Source organism: Pseudomonas sp. AC070, assembly GCF_979258635.1.
This window is the reverse complement of record NZ_OZ409871.1, coordinates 3,545,288-3,562,793: the sequence shown is the minus strand read 5'-3', so window position 1 is coordinate 3,562,793 and position 17,506 is coordinate 3,545,288. Positions and strand designations below refer to the sequence as shown.

Genomic DNA, 17,506 nt, shown 5'->3' with positions numbered 1-17,506 from the left:
CTGGGTGGTCTGTGTCCGCCGCTTGTTAACACTCAAGGAGCCGCGTGATGACCGCTAATTTGGCCGATATGCGCCGTGACTACACCCGTGACGGGCTCACCGAGGCGCAAGCCCCGGACGCGCCCGTGGCGTTGTTCCAGCAATGGTTCGCCGATGCGCGCAGCACCGAGCAATTGCCAGTGGAAGCCAACGCTATGACCCTGGCCACCGTCGACGCCGACGGCCGCCCGCATTGCCGAGTACTGCTGCTAAAAAGCGTCGATGAGCAGGGTTTTACCTTCTTTACCAACTACGAAAGTGCCAAGGGCGAGCAACTGGCGGCGCGTCCGTTCGCCGCCATGACCTTTTTCTGGCCGACCCTAGAGCGTCAGGTACGCATCGAGGGGCGGGTGGAAAAGGTCAGCGCGGAGGAATCCGACGCCTACTTTCAAATTCGTCCGCTGGGCAGTCGTTTGGGCGCATGGGCCTCGCCGCAAAGCCGGGTGATCGAAGACCGTGGCGAGCTTGAAGAGCTGCTGGCGGAAACCGAACGGCGTTTTCTGGATTCAGCGCCCACCTGCCCGCCGCACTGGGGCGGTTATCGCCTGGTGCCCGAGCGCGTGGAGTTCTGGCAGGGCCGCGCCAGTCGTCTGCATGACCGTTTGAACTATCGTCTAGACAACGGCACGTGGTTGCGTGAGCGCTTGGCGCCCTGATTTGGACCGTTCAGCTCAATCAGGAGCTAATCTTGTGCGGCGCCCGTGACATCGCCTTGAGCGGCGCTGTCTAATGGCCTGTCATCTCCCGGAGGTACCGTTATGCGTAAGTCTTTATTGTTAGTCGCGTCGTTCACGGTTGCGGCCCTGGCACTCACCGGTTGCCAGTCCAGTCTGACGGGCGACTCCTACTCGCGTGATGAAGCGCGCACCGTGCAAACCGTACGCATGGGCACCGTTGAATCGCTGCGTCCGGTCAAAATCGAAGGCACTAAAACGCCAATCGGCGCCGGCGCAGGTGCCGTGGTCGGTGGTGTTGCGGGTAGCACCGTTGGCGGCGGTCGCGGCAGCATCGTTGCGGCGGTAATCGGCGCCGTTGCCGGCGGGCTGTTGGGTTCGGTAACTGAAGAAGGCCTGACCCGCGCGCAAGGTGTGGAAATCACCGTTCGCGAAGACGACGGCAGCATGCGCGCCTATGTGCAGGAAGTGCAGGAAAACGAGATTTTCCGCGTCGGCGAACGTGTTCGCATCATGAGCGTCAACGGCACCAGCCGCGTCGCGCACTGATTGCAGCGGTAATGAAGAGCCGGCCTCAGGGCCGGCTTTTTTGTGGGCGCCAGATTCGCGGCCCCTCACCCCAGCCCTCTTCCACGAGCGGGAGAGGGCGCTTGAACGCGGAGGGTCACGCGCATCGGTGATTAGATTCCCCTCGCCCGTTTACGGGAGAGGGGCTAGGGGAGAGGGTCGCCGTTAAAGAAGCCGCTTCGGCCGCGAATCCTCCGCCCCACGCTGCAACGTCCGATGCGTCGCCTGCACCAGCCAACAGGCCAAAATAAACGGCGCCGTCAGCTCCGGCAGCGCGAACGCCGCGAAGCCCGGTTGTAACGGCAACGCCAGCAAAATACCCAGCACGATCACCGCTAGGTTTCGATACACCTGACTCAGCGCCACCCCCACCAACGCGCCGTTGTAGCCGTACAGCCCATTCAGCGCGTGTTCGTTATTCCAACCTTGTTGCAGCGCCACGCCGAGCCCGATGGCCGAGCCCGCCAGCGCCCACAGCGCGGCACGGCGGCTGGCGACAAACAGACCGATCAACACAATGGCGCCCGCCAGCGGCTCGCCTAAAAAGATCACCTGACCGATGCCTCTTAACAGCGCCGCGCCAATGCCAGGCGCATCCAGCGTGACCATGCTCGGCACAGTCGCTTGCAAAGGCGGCGTCAGGGTCACGGGCAGCAAATTCAGCACCAACCAGCTCAGCCCCACAAAGGGCGCGGTAAAGGCCGGCAACCACTGACGCTGACGGCTGCCGCGCATCAGCCGGTTCAACACCAGGCTCGACGCGCCGGCGCTGGCGATGATCAACAACGGCAGCAGCGCCGACCAGGCGAAGCGGTTGCACAGCATCAGGCCCAGCAGCACGCCGTTATAGGTGTACAGGCCGGCGTTGATATCGGCGAGCTCATAACCGCGCCGCCGCGCTGCCAATGTGGCGGCGAAACCACCGAGCAAGGCGCCGCCCAGCAAGTGCGGCGCACCGACGGCAATGGCGAGCAAACACAGCACGCCGAAGAGGGCGTGCTGTTGCAGGAAGATTTGGCTGCAGCCGTGGAGCAGGGCTTTGCCGTAGGTGAAGTGGGGCATGGTCGTTACGTCAGCCGCTCCTACAGGGTTCCTTGGCTTAAAAAAAAGGCGTTCGACGAGGGCACGACGAACGCCAAACTGGCATGAACCAGATGGGATTTGCTTTTTCCTGTCCGGCTTCCGGGTCGTCGGCCATGCTGCGTTGAGACCCTGCGTGCGCTGCTCACGTAGTTGACTACGCTGCGCTGCTTCGCAGGGTCTCGCCTTGCCTGGCTCTAGCCCCGAAACCCTCGCTTTTGCGAATAGTCAGGCTTAGAGAAGGGTTTCAATTCTCAAACTGTTCGTCGTCCCCGACTGCCCAAACGGCATCCCCGCCGTAATCACCACCGTATCCCCACGCTTGGCCATGTTGGTCGCCTGGGCGATTTCCAATGCGGTGGTGGTGATTTCCTCGACCTTGCTCAACCGTGCGTTCACCACCGAGTAAATGCCCCAGGCCACGGAGAGGCGGCGGGCAGTCTGGATGTTGGGGGTCAGGCTGAGGATGGGCGCTTTCGGTCGCTCGCGGGAGGCGCGCAGGCTGGAGCTGCCGGATTCGGTGTAGTTCACCAGTGCCGCCACCGGCAGAATGCCGCTGATTCGGCGAATGGCGCAGCTGATGGCGTCCGAGGCGGTGGCCTCGGCTTGTGGGCGGCTGACGTCGAGCTGGGCCTGGAAGTCCGGGCCGTTTTCAACCTGGCGGATGATTTTGCTCATCATGCTTACGGCTTCGAGCGGGTAGTCGCCCGAGGCGGTTTCGGCCGACAGCATCACTGCGTCTGCACCTTCAGCCACGGCGTTGGCGACATCGGTGACTTCAGCGCGGGTCGGGGCCGGGGAGAAGCGCATCGACTCCAGCATCTGCGTGGCCACCACCACCGGTTTACCCAGCTGGCGGCAGGTGCGAATGATGTCTTTCTGAATGCGCGGCACGTTCTCGGCTGGCACTTCCACGCCCAAATCGCCACGGGCCACCATGATCGCGTCGCACAGTTGGGCGATGGCTTCGAGGTGTTGCACGGCCGAGGGCTTTTCAATTTTCGCCATCAGGAAGGCTTTGCCCTGAATCAGCTCGCGGGCTTCGACGATGTCTTCCGGGCGCTGTACGAACGATAGCGCCACCCAGTCCACGCCCAGTTGCAGGCCGAAGTCGAGGTCGATGCGGTCTTTTTTCGTCAGCGGGCTCAGTTGCAGCACGGCTTCCGGCACGTTCACGCCTTTGCGGTCCGACAGCTCGCCACCGGCGCTCACCAGGGTGTCGACCCCGGTGTTCTGCTTGCGCGTCACTTCCAGACGCAGGCGACCGTCATCGAGCAGCAAGCTCATGCCTGGCTCCAGCGCCTCAATGATTTCCGGGTGGGGCAGATTGACCCGGCGTTCATCGCCGGGCGTGGTGTCCAAATCGAGGCGGAACGCCTGACCACGGTTTAGGTTGACCTTGCCGGCGGCAAACCGGCCCACGCGGAGCTTCGGCCCTTGCAGGTCCATCAGAATGCCGATGGGCGTGTTCAGCTGGCGCTCCACTTCGCGCACCCATTGATAGCGCTCGGCGTGGTCAGCGTGCTCGCCGTGGCTGAAGTTGAGGCGGAACAGGTTGACCCCGGCTTCGACCAGATGCCGCACGTCATCAACGCCGCGCACAGCTGGGCCGAGGGTGGCGAGAATTTTTACTTTCTTGTCAGCGTTGGGTTTCTTTTCGTTAGGGCTAGGCAGGCTCATTGGGCAGGCTTCTCAAGAATCAGAATGGCGCGAAAATCGTTGACGTTGGTCCGTGTCGGGCCGGTGACGATCAGCTCGTCCAGGGCCGCGAAGTAGCCATAGCCATTGTTGTTATCCAGCTCATCGCTGGCCGAAAGGTTCAGCGCGGCGGCGCGGGCGTAGCTGCTGGGCGTCATCAGCGCGCCGGCATTGTCTTCGGAGCCGTCGATGCCGTCGGTGTCACCGGCCAGTGCATACACGCCGGGCAGGCCTTTGAGGCTTTCGGTCAGGCTCAGCAGAAACTCGGCGTTGCGTCCGCCACGCCCGTTACCGCGCACGGTCACAGTGGTTTCGCCGCCCGACAGAATCACGCACGGCGGTTTGATCGGCTGGCCGTGCAGTTGAATCTGCCGGGCGATGCCGGCGTGCACCTTGGCCACTTCCCGTGACTCACCTTCCAGGTCGCCGAGAATCAATACCGGCAAACCGGCGGCTTCAACCTTGGCGGCTGCGGCGTCGAGCGACTGCTGGGGCGTGGCGATCAATTGGAAGTGGCTGCGCGCCAGGCACGGGTCGCCGGGTTTCACGGTTTCCGATGCCGGGCTGTGCAGCCAGTCGCGCACGTTGGCGGGAATGTCGATGTTGTAACGCGCCAGAATCGCCAGCGCCTGCTGCGAGGTGGTGGGGTCGGCCACGGTCGGGCCGGAGGCAATCACCGTGGCTTCATCGCCCGGCACATCGGAAATCGCGTAGGTGTACACGCTGGCTGGCCACGAGGCTTTGGCCAGACGCCCGCCTTTGATGGCCGAGAGGTGCTTGCGCACGCAGTTCATCTCGCCAATGGTGGCGCCGGATTTGAGCAGCGCTTTGTTCAGCGCCTGTTTGTCTTGCAGGCTGATGCCGGCAGCGGGCAAGGCCAGCAGCGACGAGCCGCCACCGGACAGCAGGAAGATGACGCGGTCGCTTTCTTGCAGATTGCTCACCAACTCCAGCACACGGCGGGCGACGCGTTCACCGGCGTCGTCCGGCACTGGATGCGCGGCTTCCACCACTTCGATTTTCTGGCAGTTGGCGCCGTGCTCGTAGCGCGTCACCACCAGGCCGGACACCTCGCCCTGCCACTCGCGCTCCACCACTTCGGCCATGGCCGCCGCCGCCTTGCCGGCGCCGATGACAATCACTCGGCCGCTGCGGTCGGCGGGAAGGTGGTCGGCCAATACCTGGCGGGGGTGGGCGGCGTCGATGGCGGTGGCGAACAGGTCGCGCAGCAGGCTCTTGGGGTCGAGGTTCATCAGGACTACTCCAACTCGTTTCTTGTTATGCGTGCAGGTCGATTGCAGTCCGCAGGCCTCGCTGTGCCTATACGGGCACAAGGGCTGTGGACTGAAATCGACCCACCCGGCTTGCAGGCCGTGACACCGCTTACCGGGCAGGTCGAAAAGGGGCGTGGGTTGGAACGGTCCGTTGGCGAACCAACGAGCGGGGGCCACGATGAGGATCACCAAGCAGACCAGCCCAACCCACGTATTGCTTAGTCCTTGCGAATCGAGAAGTTGGCCATGTGCTCCAGGCCTTTGATCAACGCCGAGTGGTCCCAATTGCTGCCACCGATGGCGGCGCAGGTGCTGAACACTTGCTGGGCGTTGGCGGTGTTGGGCAGGTTCAGGCCCAGCTCTTTGGCACCGGCCAGGGCCAGGTTGAGGTCTTTCTGGTGCAGGCTGATGCGGAAGCCTGGGTCGAAGGTGCCTTTGATCATGCGCTCGCCGTGCACTTCGAGAATTTTCGAACCGGCGAAACCGCCCATCAGCGCTTCACGCACCTTGGCCGGATCAGCGCCGTTCTTGGCGGCGAACAGCAGGGCTTCGGCAACGGCCTGAATGTTCAGGGCAACGATGATTTGGTTGGCCACTTTGGCGGTCTGACCGTCGCCATTGCCGCCCACGCGGGTGATGTTTTTGCCCATGGCCTGGAACAGCGGCAGCACGCGCTCGAAGGCATTCGGGCAACCACCGACCATGATCGACAGGGTGGCCGCTTTGGCGCCCACTTCACCGCCAGACACCGGAGCGTCGAGGTAGGCAGCACCGGTGGCTTTGATTTTTTCGGCGAAGGCTTTGGTGGCGGTAGGGGAGATCGAGCTCATGTCGATGACCACTTTGCCGGCGCCAACGCCTTCGACCACGCCGTCTTTGCGGAACAGCACGTCTTCAACCTGCGGGGTATCCGGCACCATGATGATGATGAATTCGGATTCCTGCGCCACTTCCTTCGGGTTGGCCAGGCCAACGCCGTTGTCGCCCAGCAGGTCGGCCGGGGCTTTGTCGAAGTGCTCGGAGAAGAACAGGGTGTGACCTGCTTTTTGCAGGTTTTGGGCCATGGGTTTGCCCATGATGCCGGTGCCGATAAAACCGATTTTAGCCATGGGAATGCTCCTTAGATGGCGTTATGAGTCTTGAGCCAGCCGAGGCCGGCGGCGGTGGTGGTGGCAGGCTTGTATTCACAGCCAACCCAGCCCTGATACCCGATGCGGTCCAGGTGCTCGAACAGGAAGCGGTAGTTGATTTCACCCGTGCCAGGCTCGTTGCGGCCGGGGTTGTCGGCCAGCTGCACGTGGTTGATCGCGGCCAGGTTGCCTTCCAGGCTGCGGGCCAGGTCACCTTCCATGATTTGCATGTGGTAGATGTCGTACTGCAGGAACAGGTTGCTGCTGGCGACCTTGTCGCGAATGGCCAGCGCCTGCTTGGTGGTGTTCAGGTAGAAGCCGGGAATGTCGCGGGTGTTGATCATTTCCATGACCAGCTTGATACCGGCGGCTTGCAGCTTTTCAGCCGCGTATTTCAGGTTGTCTACGAAGGTCTGCTCAACCGTGGCGCAATCCGGACCTTGCGGACGGATGCCGGCCAGGCAGTTGATTTGCGTGTTGCCGAGTACCTTGGCGTAGGCGATGGCTTTGTCCACGCCTGCGCGGAATTCTTCAACGCGATCCGGGTGGCAGGCGATGCCGCGCTCACCCTTGGCCCAGTCACCGGCGGGCAGGTTGAACAGCACCTGCTCAAGCTTGTGGGTGTTCAGGCGGGCTTTGATTTCTTCGGGGGCAAAGTCGTACGGAAACAGGTATTCAACGCCGCTGAAACCGGCTTGGGCGGCAGCGTCGAAACGGTCCAGGAAGTCCACTTCGGTGAACAGCATGGACAGGTTGGCGGCAAAGCGTGGCATGGGGCACTCCTCGATTTGGCTGGGAGAAGGCAAGAGCAACGGCCCCTCTCCCTAACCCTCTCCCGCAAGCGGGCGAGGGGATTGATCGGTGGTTGTTTCGCGGTCGCGCTTGTCTCCCCTCGCCCGCTCGCGGGAGAGGGGCTGGGGGAGAGGGCCGCTTTTAGTCCAGCATCGAAATCGCGGTCGGCGCATCCGAGCCGGTCAGCGCCAGGTCTTCGAACTCGTTGACGGCATTGATCTCGGTGCCCATGGAGATGTTGGTCACGCGCTCCAGAATGATTTCCACCACCACCGGTACGCGGTGCTGTGCCATCAACTCTTGCGCCTGACGCAGGGCCGGCTGAATCTCGTTCGGCTCGAACACACGAATGGCCTTGCAACCCAGGCCTTCAGCGACGGCCACATGGTCCACGCCGTAACCGTTCAGCTCCGGCGCGTTGATGTTTTCGAAGGCCAGCTGCACGCAGTAATCCATCTCGAAGCCGCGCTGTGCCTGACGGATCAGACCCAGGTAGGAGTTGTTCACCACCACGTGGATGTACGGCAGGTTGAATTGCGCGCCCACGGCCAGCTCTTCGATCATGAACTGGAAGTCATAGTCGCCAGACAGCGCGACTACTTTGCGGCTTGGGTCAGCTTTCACCACGCCCAGGGCAGCAGGAATGGTCCAGCCCAGCGGGCCGGCCTGGCCACAGTTGATCCAGTGACGCGGCTTGTACACGTGCAGGAACTGCGCGCCGGCAATTTGCGACAGACCGATGGTGCTGACGTAGCAGGTGTCTTTGCCGAAGGCTTCGTTCATTTCTTCGTACACGCGCTGCGGTTTAACCGGCACGTTGTCGAAGTGGGTTTTGCGCTGCAGGGTGCGTTTGCGCTGGTGGCAGGAATCCAGCCAGGCGGCACGGTTTTTCAGCTTGCCAGCGGCTTTCCATTCCTTGGCCACGGTGATGAACATATCCAACGCGGCGCCGGCGTCGGAAACGATGCCCAGGTCCGGGTTGAACACGCGACCGATTTGCGTCGGCTCGATATCCACGTGAATAAAGCGGCGACCTTCGGTGTACACATCCACCGAACCGGTGTGGCGGTTGGCCCAACGGTTGCCGATGCCGAACACCAGGTCCGACTCCAGCAGCGTGGCGTTGCCGTAGCGGTGCGAGGTTTGCAGGCCGACCATTCCGACCATCAGCGGGTGGTCGTCTGGAATGGTGCCCCAGCCCATCAGGGTTGGAACCACCGGCACGCCGACCAATTCGGCGAACTCGACCAGCTTGTCGCTGGCATCGGCGTTGATCACGCCACCACCGGCTACCAGCAGTGGACGCTCGGCCTCGTTCAACAGCGCCAGAGCTTTTTCGGCCTGGGCGCGGTTGGCGGCAGGGCGGCTCAGCGGCAGCGGCTGGTAGGCGTCGATGTCGAATTCGATTTCAGCCATCTGCACGTCGAACGGCAGGTCGATCAGCACGGGGCCTGGGCGGCCGCTGCGCATTTCATAAAAGGCTTTCTGGAACGCGTACGGCACTTGGCCCGGTTCCATGACGGTGGTTGCCCACTTGGTCACTGGCTTGACGATGCTGGTGATATCGACGGCCTGGAAATCTTCCTTGTGCATACGGGCACGCGGCGCCTGGCCGGTGATGCACAGAATCGGAATGGAGTCGGCGCTGGCGCTGTACAAACCAGTGACCATGTCGGTGCCGGCAGGACCGGAGGTGCCAATGCACACACCGATGTTGCCCGCTTTAGTGCGGGTGTAACCCTCGGCCATGTGCGAAGCGCCTTCCACGTGGCGAGCCAGAACGTGGTCGATGCCGCCGACTTTTTTCAGCGAGGCGTACAGGGGGTTGATGGCGGCGCCGGGAATACCAAACGCGGTGTCGACGCCTTCGCGGCGCATAACGAGGACTGCTGCCTCGATTGCTCTCATTTTGGCCATTTGTTGTGCCTCTTTTGTTCTTAAATTGTATACAACTTGCTGTGGCGGATTCTATTCAGGGCATGACTTTAAGGTCAACATTTTTTCGCGGGCAAAGCGCTGCGAGGCGAGACAGATTTAAAACGCCTGTTTTAGCGCGGGTTTCAGGGGCGGCGTGGGATTGGGTAAAGGTGTATGTATACAAAATAGGATGAGATTGTATCAACAGCTTGCGTTTTTTGTTTTGCCTGCGATAGTTAAGCCGTCTTTCGATTGCACCGCCGGGTGCGTTTGCGTGCTCCGGTGATGTGTTCCGTACGCTTTCAATTACAAGAAGGGACTTACCCCATGAGCGCTTTAACCCTGCAACTCGCCACCCAGATCACCGAACAAGCCCAGTCCGCAGGCCGCGCGGCCTCGGCAGCGCCCCTGACCATTGCGGTGCTGGACGCTGGCGGGCATCTGATTTCGCTGCTGCGCGAAGACGGCTCAAGCATGCTTCGCCCGCAAATTGCCATCGGCAAAGCCTGGGGCGCGGTGGCGCTTGGCAAGGCCTCGCGGCAGATCGCCAATGACGCGCAGCAACGGCCGAGCTTTATTGCCGCTGTGAACACGCTGGCCAACGGCAACGTCATTCCGGCTCCAGGCGGCGTGCTGATTCGCGATGCGAATAATCAGGTGATTGGGGCGGTGGGGATTAGTGGTGATACGTCGGACATTGATGAGCAATGTGCCGTGAAGGGGGTGTTGGCGGCGGGGTTGCAGGCGGATATTGGGTAGGAGGGTATTGGTTGATTAGGGAGCGGTGATTGGTCCGAAACTCTGGATCCCGAATCGTCGGACCGCCGCTTGCGCGGGAATGACGGTGACCTTACCTACAACTCCGTCATTCCCGCGAAAGCGGGAATCCAGAATCTTAAGGCGAGCAAAGTACTCAGCGAAGCCACAGTTAAGGCTTGTACAGAAAAACCGCCTTACCCAACCACCTTAACCTTAGCCCCAGCCCCCTCACTCACCTCACACCCTTTAATCACCATCCGAATAATCGTCTCGGCCGCCGCCTCATAGTCGGCGTCGTTGAGCTTGGATTTGCCCGTGACGATGGAAATCTGCCAGTCGAAATCGGCGTAGGTTTGCGTGGCGGCCCAGATGCTGAAGAGCAAATGGTGCGGGTCTACCTTGGCCATCAGGCCTTGGTCGATCCAGGCTTGAATGCAGCTGATGTTGTGCTTGGCCTGGGCGTTCAGTTGCGCGGTTTGCTCGGCGGACAGGTGTGGGGCGCCGTGCATGATTTCACTGGCGAACACTTTCGAGGCGTAGGCCAGGTCGCGGGAAATGCGAATTTTCGAGCGGATGTAGGCGCGCAGCACATCGGCCGGTTGGCCGCCTTCGTTGAATGGCTGCGAGGCGTGCAGCAACGGTTCGACGATGCTTTCGAGCACCTCGCGGTACAGGTTTTCTTTGGACTTGAAGTAGTAATACACGTTGGGCTTGGGCAAGCCCGCTTTGGCGGCGATGTCGCTGGTCTTGGTGGCGGCGAAGCCTTTGTCGGCGAACTCTTCGCTGGCTGCGCGCAGAATCAACTCTTTGTTGCGCTCACGGATACTGGTCATCTAAAGACTCTTTTGCTGTGGCACCGCATCGATGGGCTTGCTGAGTGGTCGGGCATGGTAGCACCGCGTTTGCGCGAGGCTCAATCATGCACAGGACGTAGGAGCGAGCTCGCTCGCGAACCCTGAAAACATTGATATGCGCGAGAGCCCATTCGCTACCAAGGTAGCTCCTACAAAACATCGGCTGAGCAAAATTCTTGTATACGCAATCAGCATTTTTTGAGTACATTTCTGACTTTGTGGTCAGCTAATTCTTACGTCCCCTTTTTCGGCTCCCTGAGCAGTTGGAGATCCGTCGTGTCCTTGCCGCTTGCACCTGACGCCAGCCTGGTCGATCCCTTCGGGCGGCGCATCACCTACCTGCGTTTGTCGGTTACCGACCGCTGCGATTTTCGCTGCACGTACTGCATGAGCGAAGACATGCAGTTCGCCCCGCGCGCGCACATTCTTACCCTCGAAGAGCTGTACGCCGTGGCCGACGCGTTTATCGGGCTGGGCGTTAAACGCATCCGCATCACCGGCGGCGAACCGCTGGTGCGCAAGGGGGTACTCGGTCTGCTACAACGCCTCGGCGCACGGAGCGAGCTGGAAGATTTGGCCATCACCAGCAACGGCTCGCAGCTCGGCCACCTCGCCGAGCCGCTGCGTGAGGCGGGCGTCAAGCGCTTGAACATCAGCCTCGACTCGTTGCAGCGCGAGCGTTTCGCCGCCTTCACCCGCCGCGACGCGCTGGAACACGTGCTCGCCGGCATCGAGGCCGCGCGGGCGGCGGGCTTCGCGCGCATCAAGCTCAACTGCGTGGTGCAACGCGGGCGCAACGATGACGAAGTGCATGACCTCGTGCAGTTCGCCGTCGAGCGCGGGCTGGACATCAGTTTTATCGAAGAAATGCCGTTGGGCTCGGTCACCAGCCATCAACGTGAACAGACCTTTTGCTCCAGCGACCAGGTGCGCGCGCTGATCGAACAGCGCTTCGCCCTGTTGCGCAGCAGCCGCGTCACCGGCGGGCCGTCGCGCTATTGGCAGGTGGTTGGTAGCGACACGCAGGTCGGTTTTATCTCGCCGCACAGTCACAACTTTTGCGGCGACTGCAACCGTGTGCGCGTGACCGCCGAGGGCAAGCTGGTGCTGTGCCTCGGTCACGAAGGCGCCCTCGATTTGAAAGGCCTCATGCGTGCCCATCCCGGCGACAGCGAGCGCTTGCGTCAGGCGCTGGTTAGCGCCCTGCAACTCAAGCCCGAACGCCATCACTTCGACCAAGCCGAGCAAGTGCAAGTGCTGCGGTTTATGAGCATGACTGGCGGCTGAACTGCCAATACGGGAAATGAAAAGCTCGACGCTGAAGCCTCTCCTACAGGCCCGAGCTGACTTTGTGGGAGAGGCTTTAGCCTCGATTCCTGGAAACACCATTGATCCTGCTGGCGCGCAGGGTGCCGTCCCTTCCACAAAAACAAAAACAGGAAAACTGCCGTGAAACCGAAGCTCGTTTGCACCGCCATCGCCGCGCTATTAATCACTACCAGCGCCCACGCCCAAACCTACGTGGTCGGCGTGGAAAACACGCCGTTCTTGCCGCACTACGCCACCGACAAACAGGGCAACTATTCCGGCTTTGCCCGGGAAGTGCTTGACCTGTTTGCCGCCAAAGCCGGCGTGCAGTTGGAGTACCGGCCGTTGCCGGTCGAGCGTTTGCTGCCGGCGTTGCTGCAGGGTGAAGTGGATTTCAAGTACCCGGACAACAGCACCTGGGCGCAGGAGCAAAAGGCCGGCAAAACCCTGCGCTATAGCCAGGCCGTGGTGAATTACGTGGACGGCGTGCTGGTGCCGCCCAAGCAGCAAGGGCAGGGCGTCGCTACCTTGCAGCGGCTGGCCATCGTTAACGGCTGGACGCCGTGGGCCTATCAGACCCGCATCGAGGCCAAGCAAACGCGCCTGATTGAGGGCGACGATTTGCCCGCGATGATCAAGCTGGCGCTGAAAAAAGAAGCCGATGGCGCCTACTTCAACGTGGTGGTCGCCACCTATTACCTCGACAACATTCGCGCCCGTCCCGGTGCGTTGGTGTTCGATTCCAAGCTGCCGTACACGCGCGGCACCTTTCACCTGTCGAGCAGCAAGCATCCCGAGCTGATTCAGCGCTTTGACCAGTTCCTCGCCGAGCAACACGAGGCTATCGCTGCGCTCAAAGACAAGTACCAGGTCGAGGCCAATCTCGACTCGGAATTCATGGGGCTGGAACAGTGGAAAGTGGATTTTCTCAAGCGTCAGAAAGCCAAACCGGCGCCGTGAACCTGCGGCCCTGACAAGCGGTTAGAGGCCGCGCTGCGCCTGCGTTTTAGCGCGGTCGTCGGTTGCCTTCCGCGCGTACCGGTCGGCGAATGGCCTGAACCTTTACGCAACGGGTCACGTCCATTTTTGCGAGCGGTCGATGAAGCCCAAACGGGCACATCGGCCAACAACCTGCAGCGTGACGCTGCTCGCCAAGAGAGGATTTTGACCATGGAAAGCAAAGACACTATCTCGGTACTCAACAACCTGATCGAGACCAGCAAAGACGGTGAGAAAGGCTTCCGTGAGTGCGCGAACGACGTTGAAAATGCCGAACTCAAAGGCTTGTTCAGCCAGCGCGCCGCGGAATGTGCGGCTGCGGCCAGCGAGCTACAGCAACTGGTGCGCAGCCTCGGCGGCGACCCGGAAACCAGCACCAGCACCACAGGCGACCTGCACCGCGGTTGGGTCAACCTGAAAAGCGCACTCACCGGCCATAGCGAAACCGCCATTCTCAACGAATGCGAGCGCGGCGAAGACGTGGCCCTGAAGCATTACAACGAAGCGCTGGAAAAAGAGCTGCCGTCAAACGTACGCAGCATCGTTGAAAAACAACGCCAAGGCGTTCAGCGCAACCACGACCAGGTTAAAGCCCTGCGCAACATGGCGCGTGCCAGCTAACACGGGCACCGCAGGTGGTCGTTAACCGGCGCTCATTCGTCGCTGGTTAACGTGAAAAGGGCGGGTCGCTGCATGCGACTCGCCCTTTTTTTAGATCAAAAGCTCGAGGCTAAAGCCTCTCCCACAGGAGCAAAAACGTCCTCGTAGGAGAGGCTCAGCCTCGAGCTTTTCTCTTTGCGAGTGACGAGCAAACCCTGCCTTTTTCTTTAATCAAAAACTCGAGGCTAAAGCCTCTCCTACATGAGCAAACACGCCCTTGTAGGAGAGGCTTTAGCCTCGAGTTTTTAGCTTTCGGGATGACGAACAACTCTGCCTACCCAGCAGCCGTTCGCCACCCCGAAACCGGTTTAGAAGTGCACTTTCACCAGCAGACTCGCCGTGTTCTGGTCAGTGCCATCTAGAATTTGGTCGCCGAGGAAGCTGTCGTCGTCGATGCCGTATTTGTCTTTCCAGTAGTCGTACTCGATACCAACGTACAACTGCTTTTCGCCCCAGTGCAGCGCTTTGCCCAGGTCGTATTTGATCTGTGGGTTGAAGTGCAGGTTGGCGTGGTACGTGCCCCGGGCGTTCTCGTCGTTGTCGACTACCCAGTCCATAAACCCATCGATCAGGATGTCCGAGCCACCGACTGGAATGGTGTAACTCCAGGCCGGGGTGATCTGCCAGACGTCATCGCCAGGGCGATTGCCGTCGGTTTGGCGGTTGTAGAAGTTGAGCTGGAAGAAGTCGAAGCCGGGGATGTTCAGGTCGAACGCCGGGCCAACCAGGTACGACTCCACATCGCCTTCGCCGAATTCATAGGTGAAGGCCAGCAACACGTCGTTGACTGGGCCGAAGCTGATCTTCTCGCCGGTAATTTTGCTCAACGAAAAACGCGGGCTGAATTCACCGTAGTAAGTGTTGTTGCCCACGCCCGAGTCGGCTTTACCGTTGTAGAAAATCTTGTCGATAAACAGGAAGTTGTCACCGTACTTCCAGCCGTCCGCGTGCTCGAAGGTGACGGTTTGCTGGATTTCAGGGTTGACCTTGAAATCCTGGCCGTACAGGTAGGTCAGGCTGTTGTTCTGCCATTGCAGCAGGTCATCCGCCAACGCAGCCTGGCTACCAGTGAACAGACCGGCAGACAGCGCGAGGCAGTGCGGCAAACGCTTCAGGTTCATGGGGTTTTCCTTGTTGTTTTTAGTGAGGGTAGTGCAGGTCTTCCAGCCCAGACACCGCACAACGCCCGACCCTGGCGAGGTGCGGACGCTGTGCAGCGTTCAGGTTGAACGGGGTAAGGCGGGCGCGTCAGCTTTGCAGGCTGGCTTTGGCGGCGCGCGCCTGGTCGAGGGCGATGTCGTCGTCGCTCGGGTTTTGCATCACCTCGACAATCGAGGCTTCCGGATCGAATTCATGCTCGTCCACTTCGTCCAGGTACTCTTCCGGCAGGAAGATATTGAGCAAGATGGCGGCAAAAGCACCGACCGTGATCGGCGATTCGAAGATGTTATGCAGCGCGCTTGGCAACTCGCGCAGCACTTCCGGAACGGCCGCAACGCCCAGGCCCAGGCCGAGCGAGATCGACACGATGAGCATGTTGCGACGGTGTAGGCCCGCCTCGGAGAGAATCTTGATACCGGCCACCGCCACGGTGCCGAACATGATCAAGGTGGCGCCACCGAGTACCGGTTTTGGCATCAGCTGCAACACCGCGCCGACCACCGGGAACAGGCCCAATAGCACCAGCAGGGCGGCAATAAAGTACGCCACGTAGCGGCTGGCCACGCCAGTCAGCTGGATGACGCCGTTGTTCTGCGCGAACGTCACCATCGGCATGCTGTTGAACACAGCGGCCATGGCCGAGTTGAGGCCGTCGGCAAGCAAGCCCGACTTGATGCGGCGGATATAGACAGGGCCGCGCACCGGCTGCTGGGAAATCATCGAGTTGGCGGTAAGGTCGCCAGCGGCTTCCAGTGGGGTAATCAGGAAGATTACTGCGACCGGAATAAATGCATACAGGTCAAACGAGAACCCGTACTTGAACGGCACCGGAATGCTGACCGCAGCGACGTCCGGCATGGCCGCGAAATCCACCTTGCCCATCGCCCACGCCACCACAAAGCCGATGCCCAGGCCGATGATAATGGCGGACAGCCGCAGGATCGGAATGTCGAAACGGTTCAACACCACGATGATCGCCAGCACCAGAAAGGCCAGGCCCAGGTTGGTAAGGGCGCCGAGGTCGGCCGCGCCGAAGCCGCCGGCCATATCGGTAACCGCCACCTTGATCAGCGACAGGCCCATCAAGGTAATGATGGTGCCGGTCACCACCGGGGTGATCAGCTTGCGCAGCTTGCCAATGAACTGGCTGAGGGTGACCTCGATAAACGCGGCGAAAAAGCACACGCCAAAAATCGTAGAGAGAATTTCATCGGTGCCGCCACCGCGTGACTTCACCATAAAACCGGCGCTGAGAATCACGCTGATAAAGGCAAAGCTGGTGCCTTGCAGGCACAACAGGCCGGAGCCTACCGGGCCGAAGCGACGTGCCTGAATGAACGTACCCAGCCCAGAGACGAACAACGCCATGCTGATCAGGTACGGCACTTCACTCTGCAGGCCCAGGGCGCCGCCGATGATCAAGGTGGGGGTGATGATGCCAACGAAGCTGGCAAGAACGTGTTGCAGGGCGGCGAACAACGCTGCACTGAAATGCGGGCGGTCATTAAGACCGTAGATGAGGTCCGAGCGGGTGGAGCTATCGGGTGTAGTCATAGTTGCGCCTGCCAATTGTTTTTATTCGGTCATGGGCTCACGAGGGTCAGTGACCCTCTGTCCGCCAGGATGAAAAATCTGTCTACCTGGTCAGAATGTGCCGATCATAATCACTTGTGGACAGGATGTGGAACAATTTTATTTAGGATTGTGCACAAAATTGATGGGCGGGCCGAAAGCGCGCGGCTGGCGAAAAGCCATGGTCGAGACGGAAGGAATCGAGGCTAAAGCCTCTCCCACAGCGACCGCTCGGACCTGTAGGAGAGGCTTTAGCCTCGATAATCAGCGCAGGATTTAGCGGGCCGGGCGGCCCGCAAGTACGCGCAAGATGGCATTGAGCAACACGCCATACAGCGGCACGAACAGCAGCAGGCTGATGGTCAGCTTCACGCCGTAGTCGACCGTGGCGATTTCCACCCAGTGCTCGGCCATAAACGGGTTGCTGCTGTGCCAGAAGGCGACGGCGAAGAACACGAAGGTGTCGAGCAGGTTGCCGAAGATGGTCGACACCGTGGGCGCGATCCACCATTGGCGCAGTTGGCGCAAACGGTCGAATACCTGAATGTCGAGAATCTGCCCCAGGGCGTAGGCAAGGAAGCTGGCCAGCGAAATGCGCAACACGAATTCGTTGAATTCCAACAGCGCGTTAGCGCCGCGAAAACTGGCTTCCTGAAACAGCACCGACACGATGTACGAGACCACCAGAGCCGGCACCATCACCTGAGCAATTACCAGGCGCGCCGGCCCTTTGCCGAGCAGGCGCACGGTGAGGTCGGTAGCCAGGAAAATAAACGGGAAGCTGAACGCGCCCCATGTGGTGTGCCAGCCGAACAGGGTGATCGGCAGCTGCACCAGGTAGTTGCTAGCGATGATGATGACGATGTGGAACAGCACCAGAAACGCTAGCGCGCTGCGCCGACGGTCAGCAGAAATCAAAGACATAAGCCGCACCTTTTTGATCGATGGGGTTAGGGAACCCATGGAAACGGCGCGCATTCTACCTGCTGCGCGCGCCGTGTGCGTATTGCCTTCGGCTTTGC

General features: G+C 60.7%; 16 protein-coding genes. 6 read left to right on the top strand and 10 right to left on the bottom strand.

Annotated elements, in window-relative coordinates:
* Nucleotides 1–47: 47 nt before the first annotated feature.
* Complete coding sequence (pdxH, locus tag ACZZ0Q_RS15985) at nucleotides 48–695, top strand: pyridoxamine 5'-phosphate oxidase (protein ID WP_463541619.1); 648 nt, start codon at nucleotides 48–50, stop codon at nucleotides 693–695.
* 102 nt (nucleotides 696–797) lie between these two features.
* Nucleotides 798–1,262, top strand: coding sequence for a glycine zipper 2TM domain-containing protein (locus tag ACZZ0Q_RS15980; protein WP_122451358.1), 465 nt, complete (start codon nucleotides 798–800; stop codon nucleotides 1,260–1,262).
* A 183-nt stretch (nucleotides 1,263–1,445) separates the two neighbouring features.
* Here the strand turns inward: ACZZ0Q_RS15980 and ACZZ0Q_RS15975 are convergent, their stop codons facing one another.
* The 6 genes from ACZZ0Q_RS15975 to gcl all read right to left on the bottom strand — a co-directional run bounded on the left by ACZZ0Q_RS15975 (nucleotide 1,446) and on the right by gcl (nucleotide 9,171).
* On the bottom strand, nucleotides 1,446–2,342 hold the full coding sequence (locus tag ACZZ0Q_RS15975) for an urea transporter (RefSeq protein ID WP_463541620.1): 897 nt from the start codon (nucleotides 2,340–2,342) through the stop codon (nucleotides 1,446–1,448).
* Nucleotides 2,343–2,594: 252 nt separating this feature from the next.
* Nucleotides 2,595–4,040 carry a pyruvate kinase gene (gene pyk, locus ACZZ0Q_RS15970; RefSeq protein ID WP_463541621.1) on the bottom strand — a complete coding sequence of 482 codons (1,446 nt, stop codon included), beginning with the start codon at nucleotides 4,038–4,040 and terminating at the stop codon, nucleotides 2,595–2,597.
* The gene (locus ACZZ0Q_RS15965; protein WP_463541622.1) at nucleotides 4,037–5,311 is read right to left on the bottom strand and encodes a glycerate kinase type-2 family protein; all 1,275 of its coding nucleotides are present in this window, start codon (nucleotides 5,309–5,311) and stop codon (nucleotides 4,037–4,039) included. The genes pyk and ACZZ0Q_RS15965 overlap by 4 nt, the downstream gene beginning before the upstream one ends.
* Nucleotides 5,312–5,550: 239 nt before the next feature.
* Nucleotides 5,551–6,441, bottom strand: coding sequence for a 2-hydroxy-3-oxopropionate reductase (locus ACZZ0Q_RS15960; protein ID WP_122451362.1), 891 nt, complete (start codon nucleotides 6,439–6,441; stop codon nucleotides 5,551–5,553).
* 11 nt (nucleotides 6,442–6,452) lie between these two features.
* Nucleotides 6,453–7,235, bottom strand: coding sequence for a hydroxypyruvate isomerase (gene hyi / locus ACZZ0Q_RS15955; RefSeq protein WP_463541623.1), 783 nt, complete (start codon nucleotides 7,233–7,235; stop codon nucleotides 6,453–6,455).
* Nucleotides 7,236–7,395: 160 nt separating this feature from the next.
* Nucleotides 7,396–9,171 (bottom strand): glyoxylate carboligase, encoded by a 1,776-nt coding sequence (gcl, locus tag ACZZ0Q_RS15950; protein ID WP_463541624.1) that lies wholly within the window; start codon nucleotides 9,169–9,171, stop codon nucleotides 7,396–7,398.
* 327 nt (nucleotides 9,172–9,498) lie between these two features.
* Between gcl and ACZZ0Q_RS15945 the strand changes: the two genes are divergently transcribed.
* A complete protein-coding gene (locus ACZZ0Q_RS15945; protein WP_122451365.1) occupies nucleotides 9,499–9,930 on the top strand; it encodes a GlcG/HbpS family heme-binding protein in 432 nt (143 codons plus the stop codon).
* A gap of 194 nt (nucleotides 9,931–10,124) precedes the next feature.
* On the opposite strand, the gene ACZZ0Q_RS15940 is transcribed toward ACZZ0Q_RS15945, so the two are convergent.
* On the bottom strand, nucleotides 10,125–10,763 hold the full coding sequence (locus ACZZ0Q_RS15940; RefSeq protein WP_463541625.1) for a TetR/AcrR family transcriptional regulator: 639 nt from the start codon (nucleotides 10,761–10,763) through the stop codon (nucleotides 10,125–10,127).
* 303 nt (nucleotides 10,764–11,066) lie between these two features.
* Between ACZZ0Q_RS15940 and moaA the strand changes: the two genes are divergently transcribed.
* From moaA to ACZZ0Q_RS15925, 3 genes are all read left to right on the top strand, one after another.
* A complete protein-coding gene (moaA, locus tag ACZZ0Q_RS15935; protein WP_463542309.1) occupies nucleotides 11,067–12,071 on the top strand; it encodes a GTP 3',8-cyclase MoaA in 1,005 nt (334 codons plus the stop codon).
* A 162-nt stretch (nucleotides 12,072–12,233) separates the two neighbouring features.
* Nucleotides 12,234–13,052 carry a substrate-binding periplasmic protein gene (locus ACZZ0Q_RS15930; RefSeq protein ID WP_463541626.1) on the top strand — a complete coding sequence of 273 codons (819 nt, stop codon included), beginning with the start codon at nucleotides 12,234–12,236 and terminating at the stop codon, nucleotides 13,050–13,052.
* Nucleotides 13,053–13,262: 210 nt separating this feature from the next.
* Nucleotides 13,263–13,712, top strand: coding sequence for a PA2169 family four-helix-bundle protein (locus ACZZ0Q_RS15925; RefSeq protein ID WP_122496790.1), 450 nt, complete (start codon nucleotides 13,263–13,265; stop codon nucleotides 13,710–13,712).
* A gap of 347 nt (nucleotides 13,713–14,059) precedes the next feature.
* Here ACZZ0Q_RS15925 and ACZZ0Q_RS15920 read toward each other — a convergent pair whose 3' ends face one another.
* The 3 genes from ACZZ0Q_RS15920 to ACZZ0Q_RS15910 form a co-directional block, all read right to left on the bottom strand.
* Nucleotides 14,060–14,872, bottom strand: coding sequence for an outer membrane protein OmpK (locus tag ACZZ0Q_RS15920; RefSeq protein ID WP_463541627.1), 813 nt, complete (start codon nucleotides 14,870–14,872; stop codon nucleotides 14,060–14,062).
* Between the two features lie 127 nt (nucleotides 14,873–14,999).
* Nucleotides 15,000–16,466 (bottom strand): nucleobase:cation symporter-2 family protein, encoded by a 1,467-nt coding sequence (locus ACZZ0Q_RS15915; protein ID WP_122496794.1) that lies wholly within the window; start codon nucleotides 16,464–16,466, stop codon nucleotides 15,000–15,002.
* Between the two features lie 294 nt (nucleotides 16,467–16,760).
* On the bottom strand, nucleotides 16,761–17,408 hold the full coding sequence (locus tag ACZZ0Q_RS15910; protein ID WP_463541628.1) for a 7-cyano-7-deazaguanine/7-aminomethyl-7-deazaguanine transporter: 648 nt from the start codon (nucleotides 17,406–17,408) through the stop codon (nucleotides 16,761–16,763).
* Between the last annotated feature and the right edge of the window lie 98 nt (nucleotides 17,409–17,506).